18 protein-coding genes are annotated in these 16,919 nt (G+C 68.8%); 9 read left to right on the top strand and 9 right to left on the bottom strand.

Annotated features, from left to right (window positions below):
* Positions 1–6: 6 nt before the first annotated feature.
* The 5 genes from AC3A6B_RS04955 to AC3A6B_RS04935 form a co-directional block, all read right to left on the bottom strand.
* On the bottom strand, positions 7–1,878 hold the full coding sequence (locus tag AC3A6B_RS04955; protein ID WP_487835644.1) for a TRAP transporter large permease: 1,872 nt from the start codon (positions 1,876–1,878) through the stop codon (positions 7–9).
* A 4-nt stretch (positions 1,879–1,882) separates the two neighbouring features.
* A complete protein-coding gene (locus AC3A6B_RS04950; protein ID WP_487835643.1) occupies positions 1,883–2,911 on the bottom strand; it encodes a TRAP transporter substrate-binding protein in 1,029 nt (342 codons plus the stop codon).
* A 226-nt stretch (positions 2,912–3,137) separates the two neighbouring features.
* Complete coding sequence (locus tag AC3A6B_RS04945) at positions 3,138–3,368, bottom strand: hypothetical protein (RefSeq protein WP_487835642.1); 231 nt, start codon at positions 3,366–3,368, stop codon at positions 3,138–3,140.
* Positions 3,365–3,883 carry a sensor histidine kinase gene (locus AC3A6B_RS04940; RefSeq protein ID WP_487835641.1) on the bottom strand — a complete coding sequence of 173 codons (519 nt, stop codon included), beginning with the start codon at positions 3,881–3,883 and terminating at the stop codon, positions 3,365–3,367. Before AC3A6B_RS04940 ends, AC3A6B_RS04945 begins: the two co-directional genes overlap by 4 nt.
* A gap of 82 nt (positions 3,884–3,965) precedes the next feature.
* Positions 3,966–4,955, bottom strand: coding sequence for a M14 family metallopeptidase (locus AC3A6B_RS04935; protein WP_487835640.1), 990 nt, complete (start codon positions 4,953–4,955; stop codon positions 3,966–3,968).
* A gap of 92 nt (positions 4,956–5,047) precedes the next feature.
* On the opposite strand from AC3A6B_RS04935, the gene AC3A6B_RS04930 reads away from it, so the two are divergent.
* Positions 5,048–5,311 (top strand): hypothetical protein, encoded by a 264-nt coding sequence (locus AC3A6B_RS04930; RefSeq protein ID WP_487835639.1) that lies wholly within the window; start codon positions 5,048–5,050, stop codon positions 5,309–5,311.
* Here the strand turns inward: AC3A6B_RS04930 and rpe are convergent.
* Positions 5,301–5,996 (bottom strand): ribulose-phosphate 3-epimerase, encoded by a 696-nt coding sequence (gene rpe, locus AC3A6B_RS04925; protein ID WP_487835638.1) that lies wholly within the window; start codon positions 5,994–5,996, stop codon positions 5,301–5,303. The two genes, AC3A6B_RS04930 and rpe, sit on opposite strands and share 11 nt — an antisense overlap.
* Positions 5,997–6,053: 57 nt before the next feature.
* Between rpe and apaG the strand changes: the two genes are divergently transcribed.
* From apaG to AC3A6B_RS04895, 6 genes are all read left to right on the top strand, one after another.
* Positions 6,054–6,449 carry a Co2+/Mg2+ efflux protein ApaG gene (apaG, locus tag AC3A6B_RS04920; protein ID WP_487835637.1) on the top strand — a complete coding sequence of 132 codons (396 nt, stop codon included), beginning with the start codon at positions 6,054–6,056 and terminating at the stop codon, positions 6,447–6,449.
* 95 nt (positions 6,450–6,544) lie between these two features.
* Entirely contained in the window at positions 6,545–7,813 is a 1,269-nt protein-coding gene (locus AC3A6B_RS04915) for a cation:proton antiporter (RefSeq protein WP_487835636.1), read from the top strand.
* 74 nt (positions 7,814–7,887) lie between these two features.
* Positions 7,888–9,012, top strand: a complete 1,125-nt coding sequence (locus AC3A6B_RS04910; protein WP_487835722.1) for a YbdK family carboxylate-amine ligase — start codon at positions 7,888–7,890, stop codon at positions 9,010–9,012.
* Positions 9,009–10,001: a thiamine-phosphate kinase gene (thiL, locus tag AC3A6B_RS04905; protein ID WP_487835635.1), complete on the top strand. Its 993-nt coding sequence runs from the start codon at positions 9,009–9,011 to the stop codon at positions 9,999–10,001. The genes AC3A6B_RS04910 and thiL overlap by 4 nt, the downstream gene beginning before the upstream one ends.
* A gap of 112 nt (positions 10,002–10,113) precedes the next feature.
* Positions 10,114–11,031, top strand: coding sequence for an aspartyl/asparaginyl beta-hydroxylase domain-containing protein (locus AC3A6B_RS04900; protein WP_487835634.1), 918 nt, complete (start codon positions 10,114–10,116; stop codon positions 11,029–11,031).
* Positions 11,032–11,141: 110 nt separating this feature from the next.
* Positions 11,142–11,978, top strand: a complete 837-nt coding sequence (locus AC3A6B_RS04895) for an HDOD domain-containing protein (RefSeq protein ID WP_487835633.1) — start codon at positions 11,142–11,144, stop codon at positions 11,976–11,978.
* Between the two features lie 10 nt (positions 11,979–11,988).
* Here AC3A6B_RS04895 and AC3A6B_RS04890 read toward each other — a convergent pair whose 3' ends face one another.
* On the bottom strand, positions 11,989–13,803 hold the full coding sequence (locus AC3A6B_RS04890; protein WP_487835632.1) for an ATP-binding response regulator: 1,815 nt from the start codon (positions 13,801–13,803) through the stop codon (positions 11,989–11,991).
* Positions 13,803–14,423 (bottom strand): response regulator, encoded by a 621-nt coding sequence (locus tag AC3A6B_RS04885; protein ID WP_487835631.1) that lies wholly within the window; start codon positions 14,421–14,423, stop codon positions 13,803–13,805. The genes AC3A6B_RS04890 and AC3A6B_RS04885 overlap by 1 nt, the downstream gene beginning before the upstream one ends.
* Positions 14,424–14,565: 142 nt before the next feature.
* On the opposite strand from AC3A6B_RS04885, the gene AC3A6B_RS04880 reads away from it, so the two are divergent.
* Entirely contained in the window at positions 14,566–14,841 is a 276-nt protein-coding gene (locus AC3A6B_RS04880) for a hypothetical protein (RefSeq protein WP_487835630.1), read from the top strand.
* Here AC3A6B_RS04880 and AC3A6B_RS04875 read toward each other — a convergent pair whose 3' ends face one another.
* Positions 14,842–15,750, bottom strand: a complete 909-nt coding sequence (locus AC3A6B_RS04875) for a LysR family transcriptional regulator (protein WP_487835629.1) — start codon at positions 15,748–15,750, stop codon at positions 14,842–14,844.
* A gap of 98 nt (positions 15,751–15,848) precedes the next feature.
* On the opposite strand from AC3A6B_RS04875, the gene AC3A6B_RS04870 reads away from it, so the two are divergent.
* Positions 15,849–16,838, top strand: a complete 990-nt coding sequence (locus AC3A6B_RS04870; protein WP_487835628.1) for a Bug family tripartite tricarboxylate transporter substrate binding protein — start codon at positions 15,849–15,851, stop codon at positions 16,836–16,838.
* Positions 16,839–16,919: the final 81 nt, after the last annotated feature.

The following is a 16,919-nucleotide window of genomic DNA, read 5'->3' as shown; positions in this document are numbered from 1 at the left end:
GTTCGGCTACAGCCCGAGCCGGTTCGGGAGCCACAAGGAGAACGACGGCACGAGCACCAGCACGACCAGCGTCACCAGGAGCACAGCCAGGTATTTCATCATGGGCCGGGCCACGTGTTTCACCTCTGTGCCGGTGATCGCGCAGGTGGCGAACAGGCCGAGGCCGATGGGCGGCGCGAACAGACCCAGGCCCATCGCGATCACCATCACCGTGCCGAAGTGCAGCGGATTGATGCCCAGCTGCTGCGCGATCGGCGTCAGCAGCGGCCCGAAGATGATCAGCGCCGGCGCCCCTTCGAGCACGGCGCCGAAGACGATCATGATCGCCACCGACAGCAGGATGAACATCACGCTGCCGTACTGCTGCGCGAAGGAGATCATGGTGGCCGACACCAGCTGCGGGATCTGCTCGATGGTGAGCGCAAAGGACACGCTGGACGCGGCCGCCACGATGAAGAGGATGCTGCCCGCCATCGAGGCCGAGCGCACGAAGAGCTGCGCCATGGCGCGCACGCTGAGCTCGCGGAAGGCCAGGCTGCCGACCACCAGCGCATAGACCACGGCAAAGGCCGAGACCTCGGTCGAGGTCGCGACGCCCGAGGTCACGCCCTTGCCGATCATGCCCACCATGACGATCGCGACCAGCGCGCCGCCGAGCAGCTTGAAGAGCGGCGTGCGCTTTTCGAAGGCGTCGTCGGGATTGATCTTGCGCCCGACGATGATCGCCAGCGCGCCCAGCGCCAGCGCCATCACCGCCGCGGGCACCAGGCCGGCCATGAACAGGCCGGCGATGGAGATGTTGGCGACGAAGCCCATGATGATCATGTTGATGCAGGGCGGGATGGTCTCGGCCATCACGGCCGTGCAGGCGAGCAGCCCCGCTGCTTCATTCGGGTCCTGCTTGGTGCGGCGCACCGCCGGCATCACGATGCCGCCCACCGCGGCGATGTCGGCCAGCTTGGAGCCGGAGACGCCCGAGAAGAAGGCGGTCGCGGTGATGGTGATCAGCCCCAGCCCGCCGCGCACGCGGCCGAAGATGCGCAGCAGCAGCTCGATCAGCCGCGAGGACATGCCGTTGGACTCCATCAGCAGGCCGGCCAGCACGAAGAAGGGAATGGCCAGGAGCACGAAGTGGTCGGTGCCGGCCATCACCTGCTGCGAATAGATCAGCATCGGCAGCGAGGGATCGGAGAGGAAGTAGAGCAGCGCCGAGAAGGCCAGCACGAAGCCGATCGGCACGCCCAGCAGCAGCCCGCCGATGAAGCCGGCCGCCAGCAGCAGGCCGCTCGGGATGGCGTGCTGCGGCACCAGCGCGTTCCAGCCGAAAACCAGCACGGCAAGAGCCACGCAGGCGGCCAGCGTGCCGAGCACGACGCGGCGCGGGCCGTTGAGCGCATTGGCCAGGCCGAACAGCGTCATGAACAGGCTGCCGATCACCACCGGGTAGACGTAGAGCCATTGCGGCAGGCCGATCGAGGTCGTCTGCCCGTAGGTGTCGACCAGCAGCAGCGTCGACGAGACGAAAAGGCTCGCGGCCACGCCCGCGATGATCCAGTGGCTCACCTGCATCAGCGCCGGCTGCCAGTGCGCGGGCAGCAGGTGGCGAAACAGGTCGATGCCCACGTGCTGGCTGCGCGCGAGCACGGTGGCGGCGCCGAAGAAGACCAGCACGATCATCAGTGCGCGCGCGATCTCCTCGGCCCAGTCCACCGGATCGTGCAGGAAGTAGCGGAACACCACCGAGAGGAAGACCACGACCACGTCGGCCGCCAGCACGACGGCCGACAGGATCTCGGTCCAGCGGTTCAGTGCGCGGAGCCAGCCGCCGGAGACGGTGTCGTGGCGAAAGCCCAGCGCGGGCGCGGCGATCGCGGACATGGCCTCAGACCCGCGCCGCGTTGACCGCGGCGAAGAGCGGCGCCGTCGCCGGATACTGCCTGGCGAAGTCGACCCAGAGCCTGCCTTCCATCTCCTTGCGCACGGCGGCGCGCTCGGCCGCGGCCATCGGGAAGAACGTCATGCCCTTGCGCTGCAGCTCGTCGATCGCGGCCTTGCCCTTGTCGCTCGCGATGGCGCGCTGCTGCGTGGTCGCATCGTTGACCGCCTTCAGGAAAGCCGGGCGCAGGCTGGCGGGAATCTTGTCCATGCCGCGCTTGCCGATCACCACCACCATCGGGCTGAACAGGTGCTCGGTGAGCCAGCAGGACTTGACCACCTCGTTGAGCTTGCTGGCCAGCACGGTGGCCGCGTCGTGCTCGAAGCCGTCGACCACGCCGGTCTGCGCCGCCATGTAGAGCTCGCCGAAGGGAATGGGCGTGGGGATCGCGCCCATCAGCTTGAAAGTCTCGATGAAGGCCGGGGTGGGCAGCACGCGCAGCTTGACGCCCTTGACCTGCGCCAGCGAGGTGACCGGTGCCTTGGTGTAGACGCTGCGCGCGCCGAAGTGCGAGGCCCAGGTCAGGATGCTGCAGCCCGAGCGCTTCTGCAGCAGCTCGTTGAGGGTGGCGCCGGCCGGGCCTTCGAGCGCCTTGCTGGCATGGGCGTAGCTGTCGAACAGGTAGCCCAAGTCGAGCATGCCGATTTCGGGCGAGAGGGTGGCGAAGATGGAGGAGCCGGTCACCATCATGTCGACCGAGCCGACCTTGACCTGCTGCACCACGTCGCTTTCCTTGCCCAGCTGATTGTTGGGGAAGTAGTCGATGCGGATGGCGTCGCCGACGGCCGCTTTCAGGTTGGCCTGCAGGCGCTGGCACCAGACGAAGTGCGCGGCGTTGTCGTCCGCCAGCATCGAGGAGGAAAAGCGCAGCGCAATGGTCGATTGCGCACGGACGAGGGCAGGAAATCCTGCAAGGGCGGCCAGCGATGCGGCAGCGCCCGCATGCACGAATCGGCGGCGGGGGATCGAAACCATGCTTTGTCTCCAGTCTTGTATCGAAGGAACGTCAGAATCGGTGTATCGATTTACTGTACCGGTTTACTATATCGATATACAAACTGCAGGCCGATCAGGGTTTCCCCGCACTGCGCGGATGATTCGCTTTGCCGCGGCCATTTCAGCAAGCGACCGGTTCGGCCGACCACCGACAGGTCGACGTAACTCGCGATGCGTTGTGATTGCGATCGGAGAAGCGCGCCACTTAGCCACCCAGATCGACTTCGTGCATGCCTTCCAGCGCCCGGGCGAGCGTGGCCGGGGTCGGCCTCTTGCCGGCGCGCCGCAGCCCTGCGATCAGTACCTTGGCGGACAGGAAGCCTTCCATGGGGTTGTAGGTGAGCTCTTCGATGCCGTTGCTGCGGGCCAGGATGGCCAGTTCGCGCGCCGCGGCATTCGTGCCGCCGAAGGGCTGCGGCATCACCTGTGCGATCACCGCGCCCCGGCTGCGCTCCGCGACAGCGCGGCGCTCTCGCGAATCTCGCTGTCGGCCGGATCCTTCTTCAGCCGCGCGGCAGAGAGGCGATCGAACATCGGCGCCAGCCGGGGCTGCTCCGACGCGAGGCTCGAATCCATGAAAGTCACCGCGGCCTGCGCCCCCTCGGCGCGCGCCAGTATCCGCAGCACGCCGCCGCGCGGCATGGCATCGCAGACCATGCGCACGATGTGCGCGAGCATGCGCCGCAACTGTTCGGCATCGCCCCAGACCCAGAGCGCGGCATTCGGCACGCGTTGATCGATGTCGATGCCGGCGGCGCGCAGCGCCGTGCTGCTTGCGCGGGGCATCTCTTCGAGCAGCTGCCGCAGATCGATGCAGTGCCGCTTGAGGGGCTCGTGGCGCACGGGGGCAGGACTTGTGGCGCGCGCCTCGCGCCTGGCGACGACGCGCTGCAACGCAACGAACAGACAGCTCAGGCCACGGGCAACGCCGACGGCGGACGCAAGTGCCATGGGGAATAACCTCCGAATGGGTGACAGGCACCCGATGCTGGCCGGCAAAAACGGAGGAAATTGGGAGGGGCGCCTGCGCGCCTCAGGCGCGGGGCGGGGGCCGGCTCAGGTCGCGCTCGCTCTCGACCGCGAAATAGAACCACTCGGTGCCGGGCAGCGCGGCCGAATTCGGGAACACGATGAAACCGTCGCGATCGGCCTGCAGCACGCTGCCGTCGGCGCGCACGCCGATGGGCTCGCCCTTCGCCACCGGATCGAAGGTGGCCCATTCGCGCACGAACTGGTCTTCATCGTCCAGCCGATCGGTCACGCTGACCAGCCGCAGCAGCGAGGGCGCCGCCGGCGGCAGCGCCCGCGGATCGGGCGCGATCATGCCCAGCAGGCGCAGCGCCGCAAGAATCGCCCGGTAGGCCACCTCGGGCGCGGCCGGGTCCGCATGCTGCCCGCATTCGAGCGTGACGCCGTAGCCGCCGCGGCTGCGCATGTACTCGTTGGTGCCCCAGCCGAAGGCCAGCGCCGCATCGTCGGCCGGCTGCCCGCCGGCGCGCTGCGCGAGCCCCACGGCATAGATGTCGAGCCAGCCCTCGACCACGCGCGGGGTTCCCAGGTGCAGCGCGAGCTGGCCCTCTTCGAAAGCGCGCGCGAAGGGTTCGAGCGTGCCCGTGTTGTCGCGCGGGCCGATCATCGCGAAGGCTTCGCCCGCGCTCTGGAAGGAATGCAGATCGAGCAGCACCTCGTGCCGGTCGAGCAGCGGGCACAGCAGGTCGGTGATGCGGCCTTCGTAGTCTGCCGGGTCGAGGCCCGGCGGGCTCGGACGGAACAGGCGGTTGAGATTGCGCTCGCCCTCGCGCCGCCCCAGGCGGCGCGCGAGCGGATTGGCGACCGGCACCATCGTGAGTTGTCCGCGCAGCAATTGCAGCGAACCGGCGTCGAGTTCGGCCACCGTGCGTTCGATGCCGGCCGTACCGCAGGTTTCGTCGCCATGGACGCCGCCCAGCACCATGAGCCGCGGGCCCGGCTGCAAGGCGGCGTAACCATGAATGCGAAGGGTATCGGTGGGTTGCTCGCTCATCTCGTCGGCCATCCTACAACGCGGCGCATGGCGGTCCTACCGGGCTCTGTGCTGCGCCATGGGACAAAGGCCCGATGACAAAGGAACACACCATGGCCCGCAAGCCCAAATCTCCCGCCAAGACCGATCCGGCGAAGGATGCCGGCGGCGGCAAGACCAAGGTCGAACAGGGCGGCGAATCGGCGCCGCGCCTGCCGCACGAGCGCGACCAGTCCTCGGACAGCCAGCAGAACCAGGACGGCAGCGGCGCACCGCGCGTCGGCCGCCAGGCGCTGGAGGACGTGGAGCGCGGCGTGGTCGACACTGACCGCGGTCCGGTGACGGACCGCGTCTACAACGACAAGCTCAAGCCGTGAGCGGGGTCTGGAGTTGAGCGCGCATGGCCGAGATCACGCTCGCGTAGTCCTTGGCATTGAAGATCGCGCTGCCGGCCACGAAGGTGTCGGCGCCCGCGCTCGCGACCCGGGCGATGTTGTCGACCTTGATGCCGCCGTCGACTTCGAGCCGGATGTCGCGCCCGGTCTCTTCGATGCGCTTGCGCGCCAGTTCGATCTTGCGCAGCGCCGAATCGATGAAGCTCTGGCCGCCGAAGCCGGGGTTCACGCTCATGATCAGGATCAGGTCGATCTCCTCGATCGCCCAGTCCAGCGGCTCCAGCCCCGCGCCCGGGTTGAACACCAGCCCGGCCTTGCAGCCGGCCGCCTTGATGGCCTGGATGCTGCGGTGCGTGTGAGGCGAAGCGTCGGGATGGAAGCTGATGTAGTCGGCCCCGGCCTGCGCGAACGCGGCGGCCAGCGCATCGACCGGCTCGATCATCAGGTGCACGTCGATCGGCAGCGGCGTGCCGTCGGCGGTCTTCGCGTGCGGCCGCAGCGCCTGGCACACCATGGGGCCGAAAGTGAGGTTCGGCACGTAATGGTTGTCCATCACGTCGAAATGGATCCAGTCGGCCCCGGCGGCGATCACGTCGCTTACCTCGGCGCCGAGGCGCGCGAAGTCGGCCGAGAGAATGGAGGGGGCGATGCGGAACGGGCTGCTCATGGCTGCGATTGTCGCAGGGCTGTCGGCAGCCTCCGTGACGTTGTTACCATCGCGGCGATGTCCAGCAACCCGATGACCGTTCAGGTGGAGCCCCGCTACCTGCCAGACCAGTCTTCGCCAGAAGACCGGGTCTACACTTTTGCCTACACGGTGACCGTCACCAACACGGGCAAGGAGGCCGCGCAGCTGATCTCTCGCCACTGGCTCATCAACGACGCGTCCGGACACACGCAGGAGGTCAAGGGCCTCGGCGTGATCGGCCAGCAGCCGCTGCTGGCGCCGGGGCAGTCCTTCCGCTACACGAGCGGATGCCGGCTGCAGGGGCCGAGCGGTACCATGCACGGGAGCTATTTCTTCGTGACCGAGCGCGGCGAACGCTTCGACGTCCCGATTCCCATGTTCGTGCTGGAAGCCGACGCGGGCGGCGTGCCCGTCTCGCGCGTGCTGCACTGACACCCGGTCCTTCCCTGGAACCATGAACGCCCTGTGCGCTCTGGTTGCCTGGCGGCGGCGCGACCGGCGCCCCGCCGCTTGAATTTGCCTGCCTGATGACGTCTTTCCTTTCCAACGACTTGCTGGGTTTCTGGGCCGAATGGGTGCGCCCCTCTGCCGGCCTGCCCACGGTCCTGTGGTCGCTGCTGCTGGCGGCCGCGGCCGCAGCGGGCCACTTGGTGCAGCGCTACATGGGCATGCCCAAGGTGGTCGGCTACTCGGTGGTCGGCACCGTGGTCGGCTTCGCCGGCTTCGAGGGCGCGATCTGGCCGCTGCAGGGCATCAGCCTGTTCCTGCTCGAGCTCGGCGTGGCGATCGTGCTGTTCGAGGCCGGCGGCCGCCTGCCCCTGCGCTGGTTCCGCCACAACCCGATGGTGCTGGTGCAGAGCCTGCTGGAAGCGACGCTGACCTACTTCTGCGTGTTCTGGGTGCTGCACTGGCTCGACGTGCCCGACCCGGTGGCCAATCCGATCGCGTTGATGGCGATCGTCGCCTCGCCGGCCGTGCTGAGCCGGGTGGTGATGGACACCCGCGCCTCGGGCCCGGTGACCGAGCGCGCCATGACGCTGGCCACCCTCAACACCTTCTACGCGCTCGCCCTCGGCTACGCGCAGGCCGGACTGATCGAGCACGCGCCGCTGGGCCTGCTGCAGAAGCTCTACCCGGTGGCGGTGGTGCTGGGCCTCTCGTTCGTGGTGGGCGCGCTGATGGCGCTGTCGCTGCGCTCGGCGCTGCGCGTGATGAGCCCGGCCAGCGAGAACACCTCCATCCTGCTGCTCGCGATAATTGCCGCCGGCGCCGCGCTGGCGGCGCATTTCGGCGGCTCGGCGCCGCTGGCGGCGCTGATCGGCGGCGTGCTGCTGAAGGCGCTGCATCCCAAGCCCTGGGCCTGGCCGCGCCAGCTGGGCACCGCCGCCTCGCTGCTCACCATGCTGATGTTCGTGCTGGTGTCGATCGTGGCCGCGCAGGCCGACTGGAGCCTGCCGGTCGCCAGCGTGGTGCTGGCGGTGATCGGCGTGCGCACCTTCGCCAAGATCGCCGGCGTCGCGATCGCCAATCCGGGCAGCGGCGCGAGCTGGAAGCAGGCTCTGTGGGTCGGCTGCGCGATGTCGCCGCTGTCCTCGATCGCGCTCCTGATCACTTCCGCCTTCGTCTCGGCGTCGCCGCTCCTGGGTGCGATGATTACGCAGATCGCATTGCCGGCGATCCTGTTGATGGAAGTGCTGGGTGCCGTGCTCGCCACCATCGCCATCCACGGCGCCGGCGAGAGTTCCCACCCCTGGACGCCCGAGGCGTTCAGCACGACGGAGGACACGCAACGATGAGCGACGTGACCGCCACCACCGACCTCCGCGCCGACGGCAGCTCCGCCTTGCCCGCAACGCCATCGAGCCGCGTGGTGCCGCTCGAGCCCTTCAACAAGTCGGTCGCGCTTTCGCTCGGCGTCGAGCTCGAGCTGCAACTGGTCAACACCCACGACTACGACCTCGCGCCCTATGCCGAGGACATGCTGCGCCTGATGGCCCAGACCCCGCTGCCCGGCAGCGTGGTGCCCGAGATGACCTCGAGCATGATCGAGATCTCGACCGACATCTGCCATTCGGCGAAGGACGTGATCGCCCAGCTCACGCCGATCCGCGATGCGCTGGTCAAGAATGCCGACAAGCTCAACATCGCGGTGGTCGGCGGCGGCACCCACGCCTTCCAGCAGTGGCACGAGCGGCGCATCTACGACAAGCCGCGCTTTCGCGAGCTGTCGGAGCTCTACGGCTACCTGTCGAAGCAGTTCACCATCTTCGGCCAGCACGTGCACATCGGCTGCCCCGATGCAGACGGCGCGCTGCTCATGCTGCACCGCATGTCGCGCTACATCCCGCACTTCATCGCGCTGTCGGCCTCCTCGCCCTTCGTGCAGGGGCAGGACACGCAATTCGACTCGGCGCGGCTCAACTCGGTGTTCGCCTTTCCTTTGTCCGGCCGCGCGCCCTTCACCCTCAGCTGGCGCGAGTTCGGCAACTACTTCGAGCGCATGACCCGCACCGGCGTCGTGCGCAGCATGAAGGACTTCTACTGGGACATCCGGCCCAAGCCCGAGTTCGGCACCATCGAGATCCGCGTGTTCGACACGCCCCTCACGGTCGAGCGCGCCGCGGCGCTGGCCGGCTACGTGCAGTCGCTGGCCGCCTGGTTTCTGCAGGAGCAGCCCTTCACGCCGACCGAGGACGACTACCTGGTCTACACCTACAACCGCTTCCAGGCCTGCCGCTTCGGGCTCGATGCGCTCTACGTCGACCCCGCGAGCGGCGAGCACATGCCGCTGCGCGACCACATCCTCATGACCATGACGCAGCTCGAGTGGCACAGCGAGGCGCTCGATGCCACGCAGGCCTTGGGCGAGCTGCGCACCAGCGTCGAGGCCAACCGCAACGACGCGCGCTGGCTGCGCGAGCGGCAGGGCAAGGAGCGCCTGCTGGCCGAGGTCGTGCGACAAGCGGCCCTGCGTTTCCGCGGCGCCCCCGCGTGAGGGCGAATGTGAGCGGCCTCGGCGAATTCGACCTCATCGCGCGCTACTTCAAGCGCCCCGCGAAGCGCTCCCCGCTCGGCGTAGGCGACGACTGCGCGCTGCTCGCGCCGGCCGCGGGCATGCAGCTCGCGGTGTCTTCCGACATGCTGGTGGAAGGCCGCCACTTCCTCTCCACCGTCGACCCGGCGCGGCTCGGCCACAAGGCACTGGCGGTCAACCTGAGCGATCTCGCGGCCTGCGGCGCGAAGCCGCTGGCCTTCACGCTGGCGCTCTCGCTGCCGGCGGTCGACGAGGCCTGGCTCGAAGCCTTCTCGCGCGGCCTGTACACGCTGGCGGACGCCCATGATTGCGAACTGGTCGGCGGCGACACCACGCGCGGCCCGCTCAACCTCTGCATCACCGTCTTCGGCGAAGTGCCGGCCGGCGCCGCGCTGCTGCGCTCGGGCGCCCGGCCCGGCGACGAGCTCTGGACCAGCGGCACGCTCGGCGATGCGCGGCTCGCGCTCGAGGTCTTCCGCGGCGCGCTCGCGCTGCCGGCCGGGCTCTTCGAGCTGGCACGCATGCGCATGGAGCAGCCGACGCCGCGCGTGGCGCTGGGGCAGGCGCTGCGCGGCATCGCGACGGCGGCGGTCGACCTCAGCGACGGGTTGGTCGGCGACCTCGGCCACATCCTGGCGGCCAGCGGCGTGGGCGCGACGCTCGACGCCGATGCCGCGGCCGCGTTGATCGCCGTCTGCGCCGATCCCGCGCATGCCGCGGTGCTCAGTCCGGAACTGCGGCGCGCCTGTGCGCTGGCCGGCGGCGACGACTACGAACTCCTCTTCAGCGCGCCGTCGGACGCGAGCGCCGCGGTGCTCGAAGCCGCCCGCCAAAGCGCGACCCCGGTCGCGCGCATCGGCCACATCGAGGCTGCGCCGGGCCTGCGCATCGTCGATGCGCTGGGCGCGCCGATCGCGCAGCGCTTCAGCGCCTTCGACCACTTCGCCTGATCGCGCTTGCGGCGAGAGGCGGCGGCTGGCGTGCGAAAACCGGCCGCAGCAGGTATGCTCGCGCCCGGCCCCTGGCCGCCGACTCTCGACGCTTCTTCTCGCGTCCCCTCCCATGCCCAGTTTCCTTTCCTACAAACTTCTGATTCCCCTGACCTTCCTGGGCGCGGGCCTCTACGTTCACTTCCGCGGCCAGGTGCGGCACCGCATCGGCCGCCAGCTGAGCGACCACTCGACCTTCTTCGCGCCCCTCAACGTGCTGATGTACTGGTTCTCTTCGGTACCATCGAAGCCCTACATCGACCTCCAGCAATTCCCCGAGCTCGACGTGCTCAAGGACAACTGGCAGACCATCCGCGACGAGGGCCTGAGCCTGTTCGACGAAGGCCATATCCGTGCCGCGGCGGGCTACACCGACATCGGCTTCAACTCCTTCTTCCGGACCGGCTGGAAGCGCTTCTACCTCAACTGGTACGGCGACTTCCTGCCGTCCGCCAAGGGCCTCTGCCCGAAGACCACCGAGCTCCTGGCCGGCATTCCCTCGGTGCGCGCGGCGATGTTCGCCATCCTGCCGCCGGGCAGCACGCTGGTGCGGCACCGCGACCCCTTCGCGGGTTCGCTGCGCTACCACCTGGGCCTCAAGGTGCCGCAGGACGCGCCGAACTGCCGCATCTTCGTCGACGGCCAGTCCTACCACTGGAAGGACGGCGAGGCCGTGATGTTCGACGAGACCTACATCCACTACGCCGAGAACCTCACCGACGAGACGCGGCTGATCCTGTTCTGCGACATCGAGCGGCCGCTCAACAACCCCGTCGCGCGGTGGATCAACCGCGAGATCGGCTGGCGCATGATCAAGGCCGCGGCCACGCAGAACGTCGACGGCGAACCGATCGGCGGCCTGAACAAGGCCTTCGCACAGGTCTACAAGATCCGCGTGCTGGGCAAGCGCCTGAAGGCCTGGAACAAGCCCAGCTACTACGCCGTCAAGTGGCTGATCTTCGGCGGGCTGTTCTACCTGCTCTTCTTCTGAGCGCCGGCGCAGCGCGCCGAAGTGTGCGTTGTTACGCGTGCGCGGGCGGGCCGGGGCCTGAAATCATCGGAAAATAGAGGCCCCACAAAATCATCCAGGTGCCGCCGAGCATGCACGCGACAACCCTTGACGAGCTGTTTGCCCAGAACCACTCGCTGCCCACGGTACCGAAAGTCGTGCGCGACCTGATCGAGGTTCTGCAGAACGACAACGCCACGCTGTCGCAGGTGGCTCGCAAGATCGATGTGGACCAGGTGCTCACGGCGAAGATGCTGCGCCTGGCCAACTCGCCGTACTACGGCGTGCGCAAGAAGATCTCGACGATCGAGGAAGCCATCCGCATGCTCGGCCTGTCCTCGATCCGGACGCTGGTGGTCAGCTCGAACCTCGCAGGCGCTTTCAAGCGGATCCCCAACGTCGACCTGCCTACGTTCTGGCGCCACAGCCTGCGCGTCGCTTCCGTCGCGCGCCACCTGGCCGGCACGACCCGCGCGGTCGACCCGAACCTCGCTTTCACGGTGGGCAGCATGCACGCGATCGGCCACCTGATCATGTCCATCGTCATGCCCGCACGGATGGCGTCGCTCGACGCTGCATGTCCGATCGATGCCATGAACCGGCTTCAGGCCGAGGAGCAAGCCTTCGGCTACCACTTCGGAGACGTCAGCGCCAAGCTGGCCTCGCGCTGGAATTTCTCCGACGAGTTCATCACGGCCCTCGCCGGCTTCGCGCGGCCCATGGGCGTGCAGCCCTTCGATCCGCTCGCCGGCATCGTGCACCTGGCCGTCTGGCGGGTGGCGCTGGATCGCGAAGGCGCTGCGGCCATCGAGGCCCTCGAAGGCTGGCCCGCGGAGGTCGCGCAGGCCGCGGGCGCCTCGCGCGAGATGCTGCAGGAGATGCCGGCGCCGGCCGAGCTCGCGGCCGACCTCGAGGTCATGATCGCCTGATCGCCGAGGCTCAGCGCGTCGAGAGCGCCAGCGGCGAGGTGTCGAGCCCCGCGAACGAGGAATCGAGCTCGCGCCCGTTCAACACGAAAGTCATCGCGCGGTACAGCTCGCTCGGCAGCACCGGCTTGTGCAGCAGCGGCACGCCGGTGGCGCGCGCTTCGCGCAGGCGCTGCGGCGCGGTGTCGCCGGTGATCAGGAGCGCCGGCAACGCAGCGCCGAACTCCGCGCGCAGCGCCGCGATCGCCTCGGCGCCGGTGCGCAGCTCGCGCAGGCGGTAGTCGCTGATGACCAGGCCCGGCGGACGGGCGCGCGCGAGCGCCTGCGCCTCTTCGATGGAGTCGGCCACGTCGCATTCGCAGCCCCAGGCGCCGAGCAGCTGGCGCATGCCGGTGCGCACCGACTCGTCGTCGTCGATCACCAGCACGCGCACGTCGAACACGTTCGGCCCGCTGGGCGCGATGTCGGCATTGCCGGCCACCACGCCGATGCGGGCGACGGGCAGGCTGAGCCGGAAGACGGTGCCGCGCCCCGGCTTCGAAACCAGCGTGAGCTGCTGCCCGAGCGCGCGCGCCAGTCCCTGGGCAATGGCCAGGCCCAGGCCGAGGCCCTTGCGCCGGTCCCGCTCCGCATTTCCGAGCTGGTGGAATTCGCGAAAGATCGCCTGGTGCTGAGAGGGCTCGATGCCGATGCCCGTGTCCCACACCTCGACGAGCAGCGCCTCGCCGCGCGCGCGACAGGCCACCAGCACGCCGCCGCGCTCGGTGTAGCGGATCGCGTTCGACACCAGGTTGCGCAGGATCAGGGCCACCAGCGCGGGGTCCGCGTGGACTGCCGCATCGGTTTCGCGCGAGCGGTAGACGATGCCCTTGGCATCGGCCTGCGGCGCGAGCTCGTTCTCGATCTTGTTGAAGAGGGGCTGCAGATGGAAGGACTGCATCTGCGGCTCGACCACGCCGGCCTCGATGCGCGAGAAGTCGAGCAGGGTGTCGAGCATCTCGGCCGAGGCCTGCCAGGTGGCGCGCGCATTGGCCAGCGCGTCGTGCTGGCCGGCCGAGAGCTTGCTGCGCGCCAGCACTTCGAGGAACAGGCCCTGCGCATGGATCGGCTGGCGCAGGTCATGGCTGGCGGCGGCGAGGAACCTGGACTTGGCGAGGTTGGCTTCCTCGGCCGCGCGGTGCGCCGCCTGCGCATGCTCGGTCTCGACGCGCAGGCGCTCGATGAGTTCGAGGTTCTCGAAGCGCAGGCCGATCGCGGCGCGCGCCGCCCGCGAGCCGTTGCGCGCCTGGCCCAGCAGGGCCGCCGTGTAGAGGATTGCGGCCACGCCCAGCGCGTCGTAGGCCGGATCGTCCATGGTCCACAGCTTCGCGCCGAGCACGATCAGCTCGGCGGCGCCGAAGACGATGAACACCGGCAGGATCGGCGCCAGGGAAGACATCGAGCTGCCCGCCACGCCGGCCAGCACGGCCACCACCAGGATGCTGCCGGCGACCGTGGTGGTGCCCAGCGCGGCCCAGGCCAGCGCGCCCCAGGTCACGCCGTCGATCGCATTGAGCACCATCTTGCGCCGCAGCAGCCGGCGTGCGCGCTCAGGACTGATCTCGGAAGCCAGCCAGCGCCGCGCCTCCCACGCGAGGTACAGCTTCAGCACCACGATGACGACGCACCAGGCGCGCAAGGCCACTGCGTTGCGCTCGTTGGAGAGCACCCACACCAGCAGCAGCGCGACCAGGATGGTCGGAATGACCGAACTGCCGATATTGCCCAGCTGCAGCCGCAGCTGCTCGACCAGCATGCGCTCCTCGGGCAGGCGGGAGCGCTCTGTCATCAGGCGACCAGGCCCCGGCGCCGCGCCGCGAAGCCGGCTTCCGACCGGCTCGACACCTGCAGCGCCGCCAGCACCGCCTGCACGTGGCCGCGCACCGTGTTCTCCGAGAGGTTGAGCCGGCGCCCGATCACCTTGTTCGAGAGCCCCTGGCACATCAGGTCGAGCACCTCGCTCTGGCGCGGTGTCAGAAGCTGGCGCGAGCCATCGCCTTCGCCGGCCGGCACGAGCGCGGAGGATGCGGCCGCGACCGGCAGGCCTCGCCGCAGCTGATCGATCACGGCGAGGATCTTGTCGGCCGGTTCGGCCTTGGACACGAAGGCGAGCGCGCCGCGCTCCAGGGCGAGCCGGATGTTGTGGTGCGCGAAGTCGGAAGAAAGGATGACCACCGCCGCCTCCGGCCACCTGCGCTTGACCAGCGCGATGCCTTCCAGGCCGTTGAGCCCGTGCAGCTGGATGTCCAGCAGGACCAGCGCCGGGTTCTCCATCGGCGCGCGCATCGCCTCCTCGAGGGAGGCCGCCTCTGCCACTTCCACGTCGGCGATGCCCGCGGCCAGCACCATGCGCAGTCCGCAGCGGAACAGCGCGTGGTCGTCGATGAGAAGAATTCTGGGCGGCAGCATGAAGGCGAGGCAATCTCGAAAAGCGCGATCATTCTGCGTCAGTACGGCGGGCCTTCGCCCGGTCCAAATGGACTATTTACCCGCCAGCGCGTTGCGGCGACCATCCATAGCCAAAAGTTCACAAACCCGCCTCTTCCCCCGAATGAAACCTCTCATCGAAATCCACCGCATCGGATCGGACGCCTATGGCTACCGCATCAGTGCTCTAGGCAGCGATGGGCAGGACAAGAGCGGCAGCGGCGCCTTCGATTCGCTGGAGAACTGCCTGTTCGACGCCGGCGCCTCGCTGGGCACCTATTTTTCGCGCGTGGAACTCAATCTCGAGGGCATGTTCCTGGGCTCCTGTTCCACCGACACGCTGCGCCGCAATCCCAAGGGCGTGGCCCAGCGCATCCGGCAGCACTTCCAGCCGGCCTGATCAACCCTCTTTCAGCGCACGCCGCAAGGTCTCGATGAAGCTGCGGCTCGCCGCCGACAGCGAGCGCCCGCGCTTGGTCACGACCGAGATGTCGCGCGACACGCGCGGCGCGGTGATGGGCCGCACGACCAGCGCCGGATCGCCCGCTGCCTTGGCGAAGGCCGAGGGCATGATCGACGCGCCCATGCCGCTGGCCGTCATCCAGAGCGCCGTCGACAGGAACGAGACTTCATTGACCACGTTGAGCACCACGCCGGCCTGCGCGGCCGTGCCGTCGATCAGCGGGCGGATGCCGTAGCCGGGGCGCACCGTGATCAGCGGGTGGCCGCCGAGATCCACCCAGCGCACCGCCTTCTTCGCCGACGCCAGCGCATGGTCGCGCGTGCAGACCAGCGCCAGGTGGTCGCGCAGCAGCGTCTGGGTCTCGACCTCGGCGCCCGGACGCTCGGGCGTGCCGATGCCGAAGTCCACGTGCTCACCGATGATGCGCGAGACGAACTGGTCGGGCGCGCAGTCGTCCACCACGATGCGCACCTGCGGATGCGCCTCGCCGAAACGCCGGATCGCCGCCGGCATCAAAAAGGAAGCCAGCGTCGGCGTGATGGCCAGGCAGACGCGGCCGCGCTGCAGCTGCGAGAGCTCGCGGAAATCGGCGGAGAGCGAATCGACGTCGCGCAGGATGCGCTCGGCCGTGGGCAGCATCTCGGAGGCCGCGGCGGTCGGCTGCAGCGAGCGCGTGGTGCGGTCGAAGAGCCGCGTGCCCAGGCCCTCCTCGAGCTGGCGGATCAGCATGCTCACGGCCGACTGCGTGACGTAGAGCTTCTCGGCCGCGGCGCTCAGCTTGCGCAACTGGTGCACCGCGAGGAAGGCACGCAGCTGGCGGATCGTGGGGCTGAACTTCTGATTCATCAGAGGAAATCATATTTCATTCGCAATTTATTGATTTACGAATGAATAGAGCTGCCGTCCAATGCGCGCTGGAGACAGACATTCATGAAGGAACAACGATGACGAGGAACTTCGCCCGCGTTCTGGTGCCGCTGGTCGCGGCCTGCGCGCTGCTCGCCGGCCCTGCGCGCGCGCAGGGAAGCGGCAGCGACTTTCCCAACAAGCCGATCCGCATGGTCGTGACCTTCCCGCCCGGCGGCAGCGCCGACGCGGTGGTGCGCATGCTGGTGCCGCGGCTCAACGAGAAGCTCGGCCAGCCGGTGGTGGTCGACAACCGGCCCGGCGCCGGCGGCAACGTCGGCCTCACCGTGGTGGCGAAGGCGCCGGGCGACGGCTACACGCTGGGCGTGGGCGCCGCCGGCGCGCTGTCGGCCAATACCAGCCTCTATGCGCAGATGCCCTTCGACCCGTTGAAGGACTTCAAGCCGGTCGGCATGCTCGCGGCCATTCCCTTCGTGATCGTGGGCCATCCCTCGCTCGCCGCGAAGACGCAGGCGCAGCTGATCGCGCTGGCGCGCGCCGAGCCGGACAAGCTCTCGATCGGCCATGGCGGCAACGGCACGGCCATGCACCTGTCGGCAGCGCTGTTCAGCCAGATGGCCGAGGTCAAGCTGGTCGAGGTGCCCTACCGCGGCTCGGGGCCGGCGGCGGTCGACGCGATCGCGGGCCAGATCCCGCTGGCGGTGGTCGACCTGCCCTCCGCGCTGCAGCAGATCAAGGCCGGCAAGCTGATCGCCTTCGCGGTGACGAGCCGCGAGCGCCTGCCGATGCTGCCGGACGTTCCCACGGTGGCCGAAGCCGGCCTGCCCGGCTACGACTCCACCGGCTGGTTCGGCGTGGTCGCGCCGGCCGACACGCCGGCGCCCGTGGTCGCGCGACTCAATGCCGAGATCAACGCGGCGCTCAACGACGAACAGGTGAAGACGGCCATGCGCAACCTCGGCGTGGAGCCCGCGCCCGGCACGTCGAAGGCCTTCGATGACTACATCCGCGCCGAGACCAGGAAATGGGCCAAGGTCATCAAGGCCGCCAACATCAAACTGGAATAGGGCTCACCCCCAGGCTTGCCCACTTCGTGTGGCCGCCAACCCCCTCACCGGGGGCAACACCAGCGGCCCGGCAAAGCCGGT

Source organism: Variovorax sp. Soil_C_33 (assembly GCF_057656935.1).
Note: the sequence above shows the minus strand (reverse complement) of the source record. Positions and strands in the feature narration are given on the sequence as shown.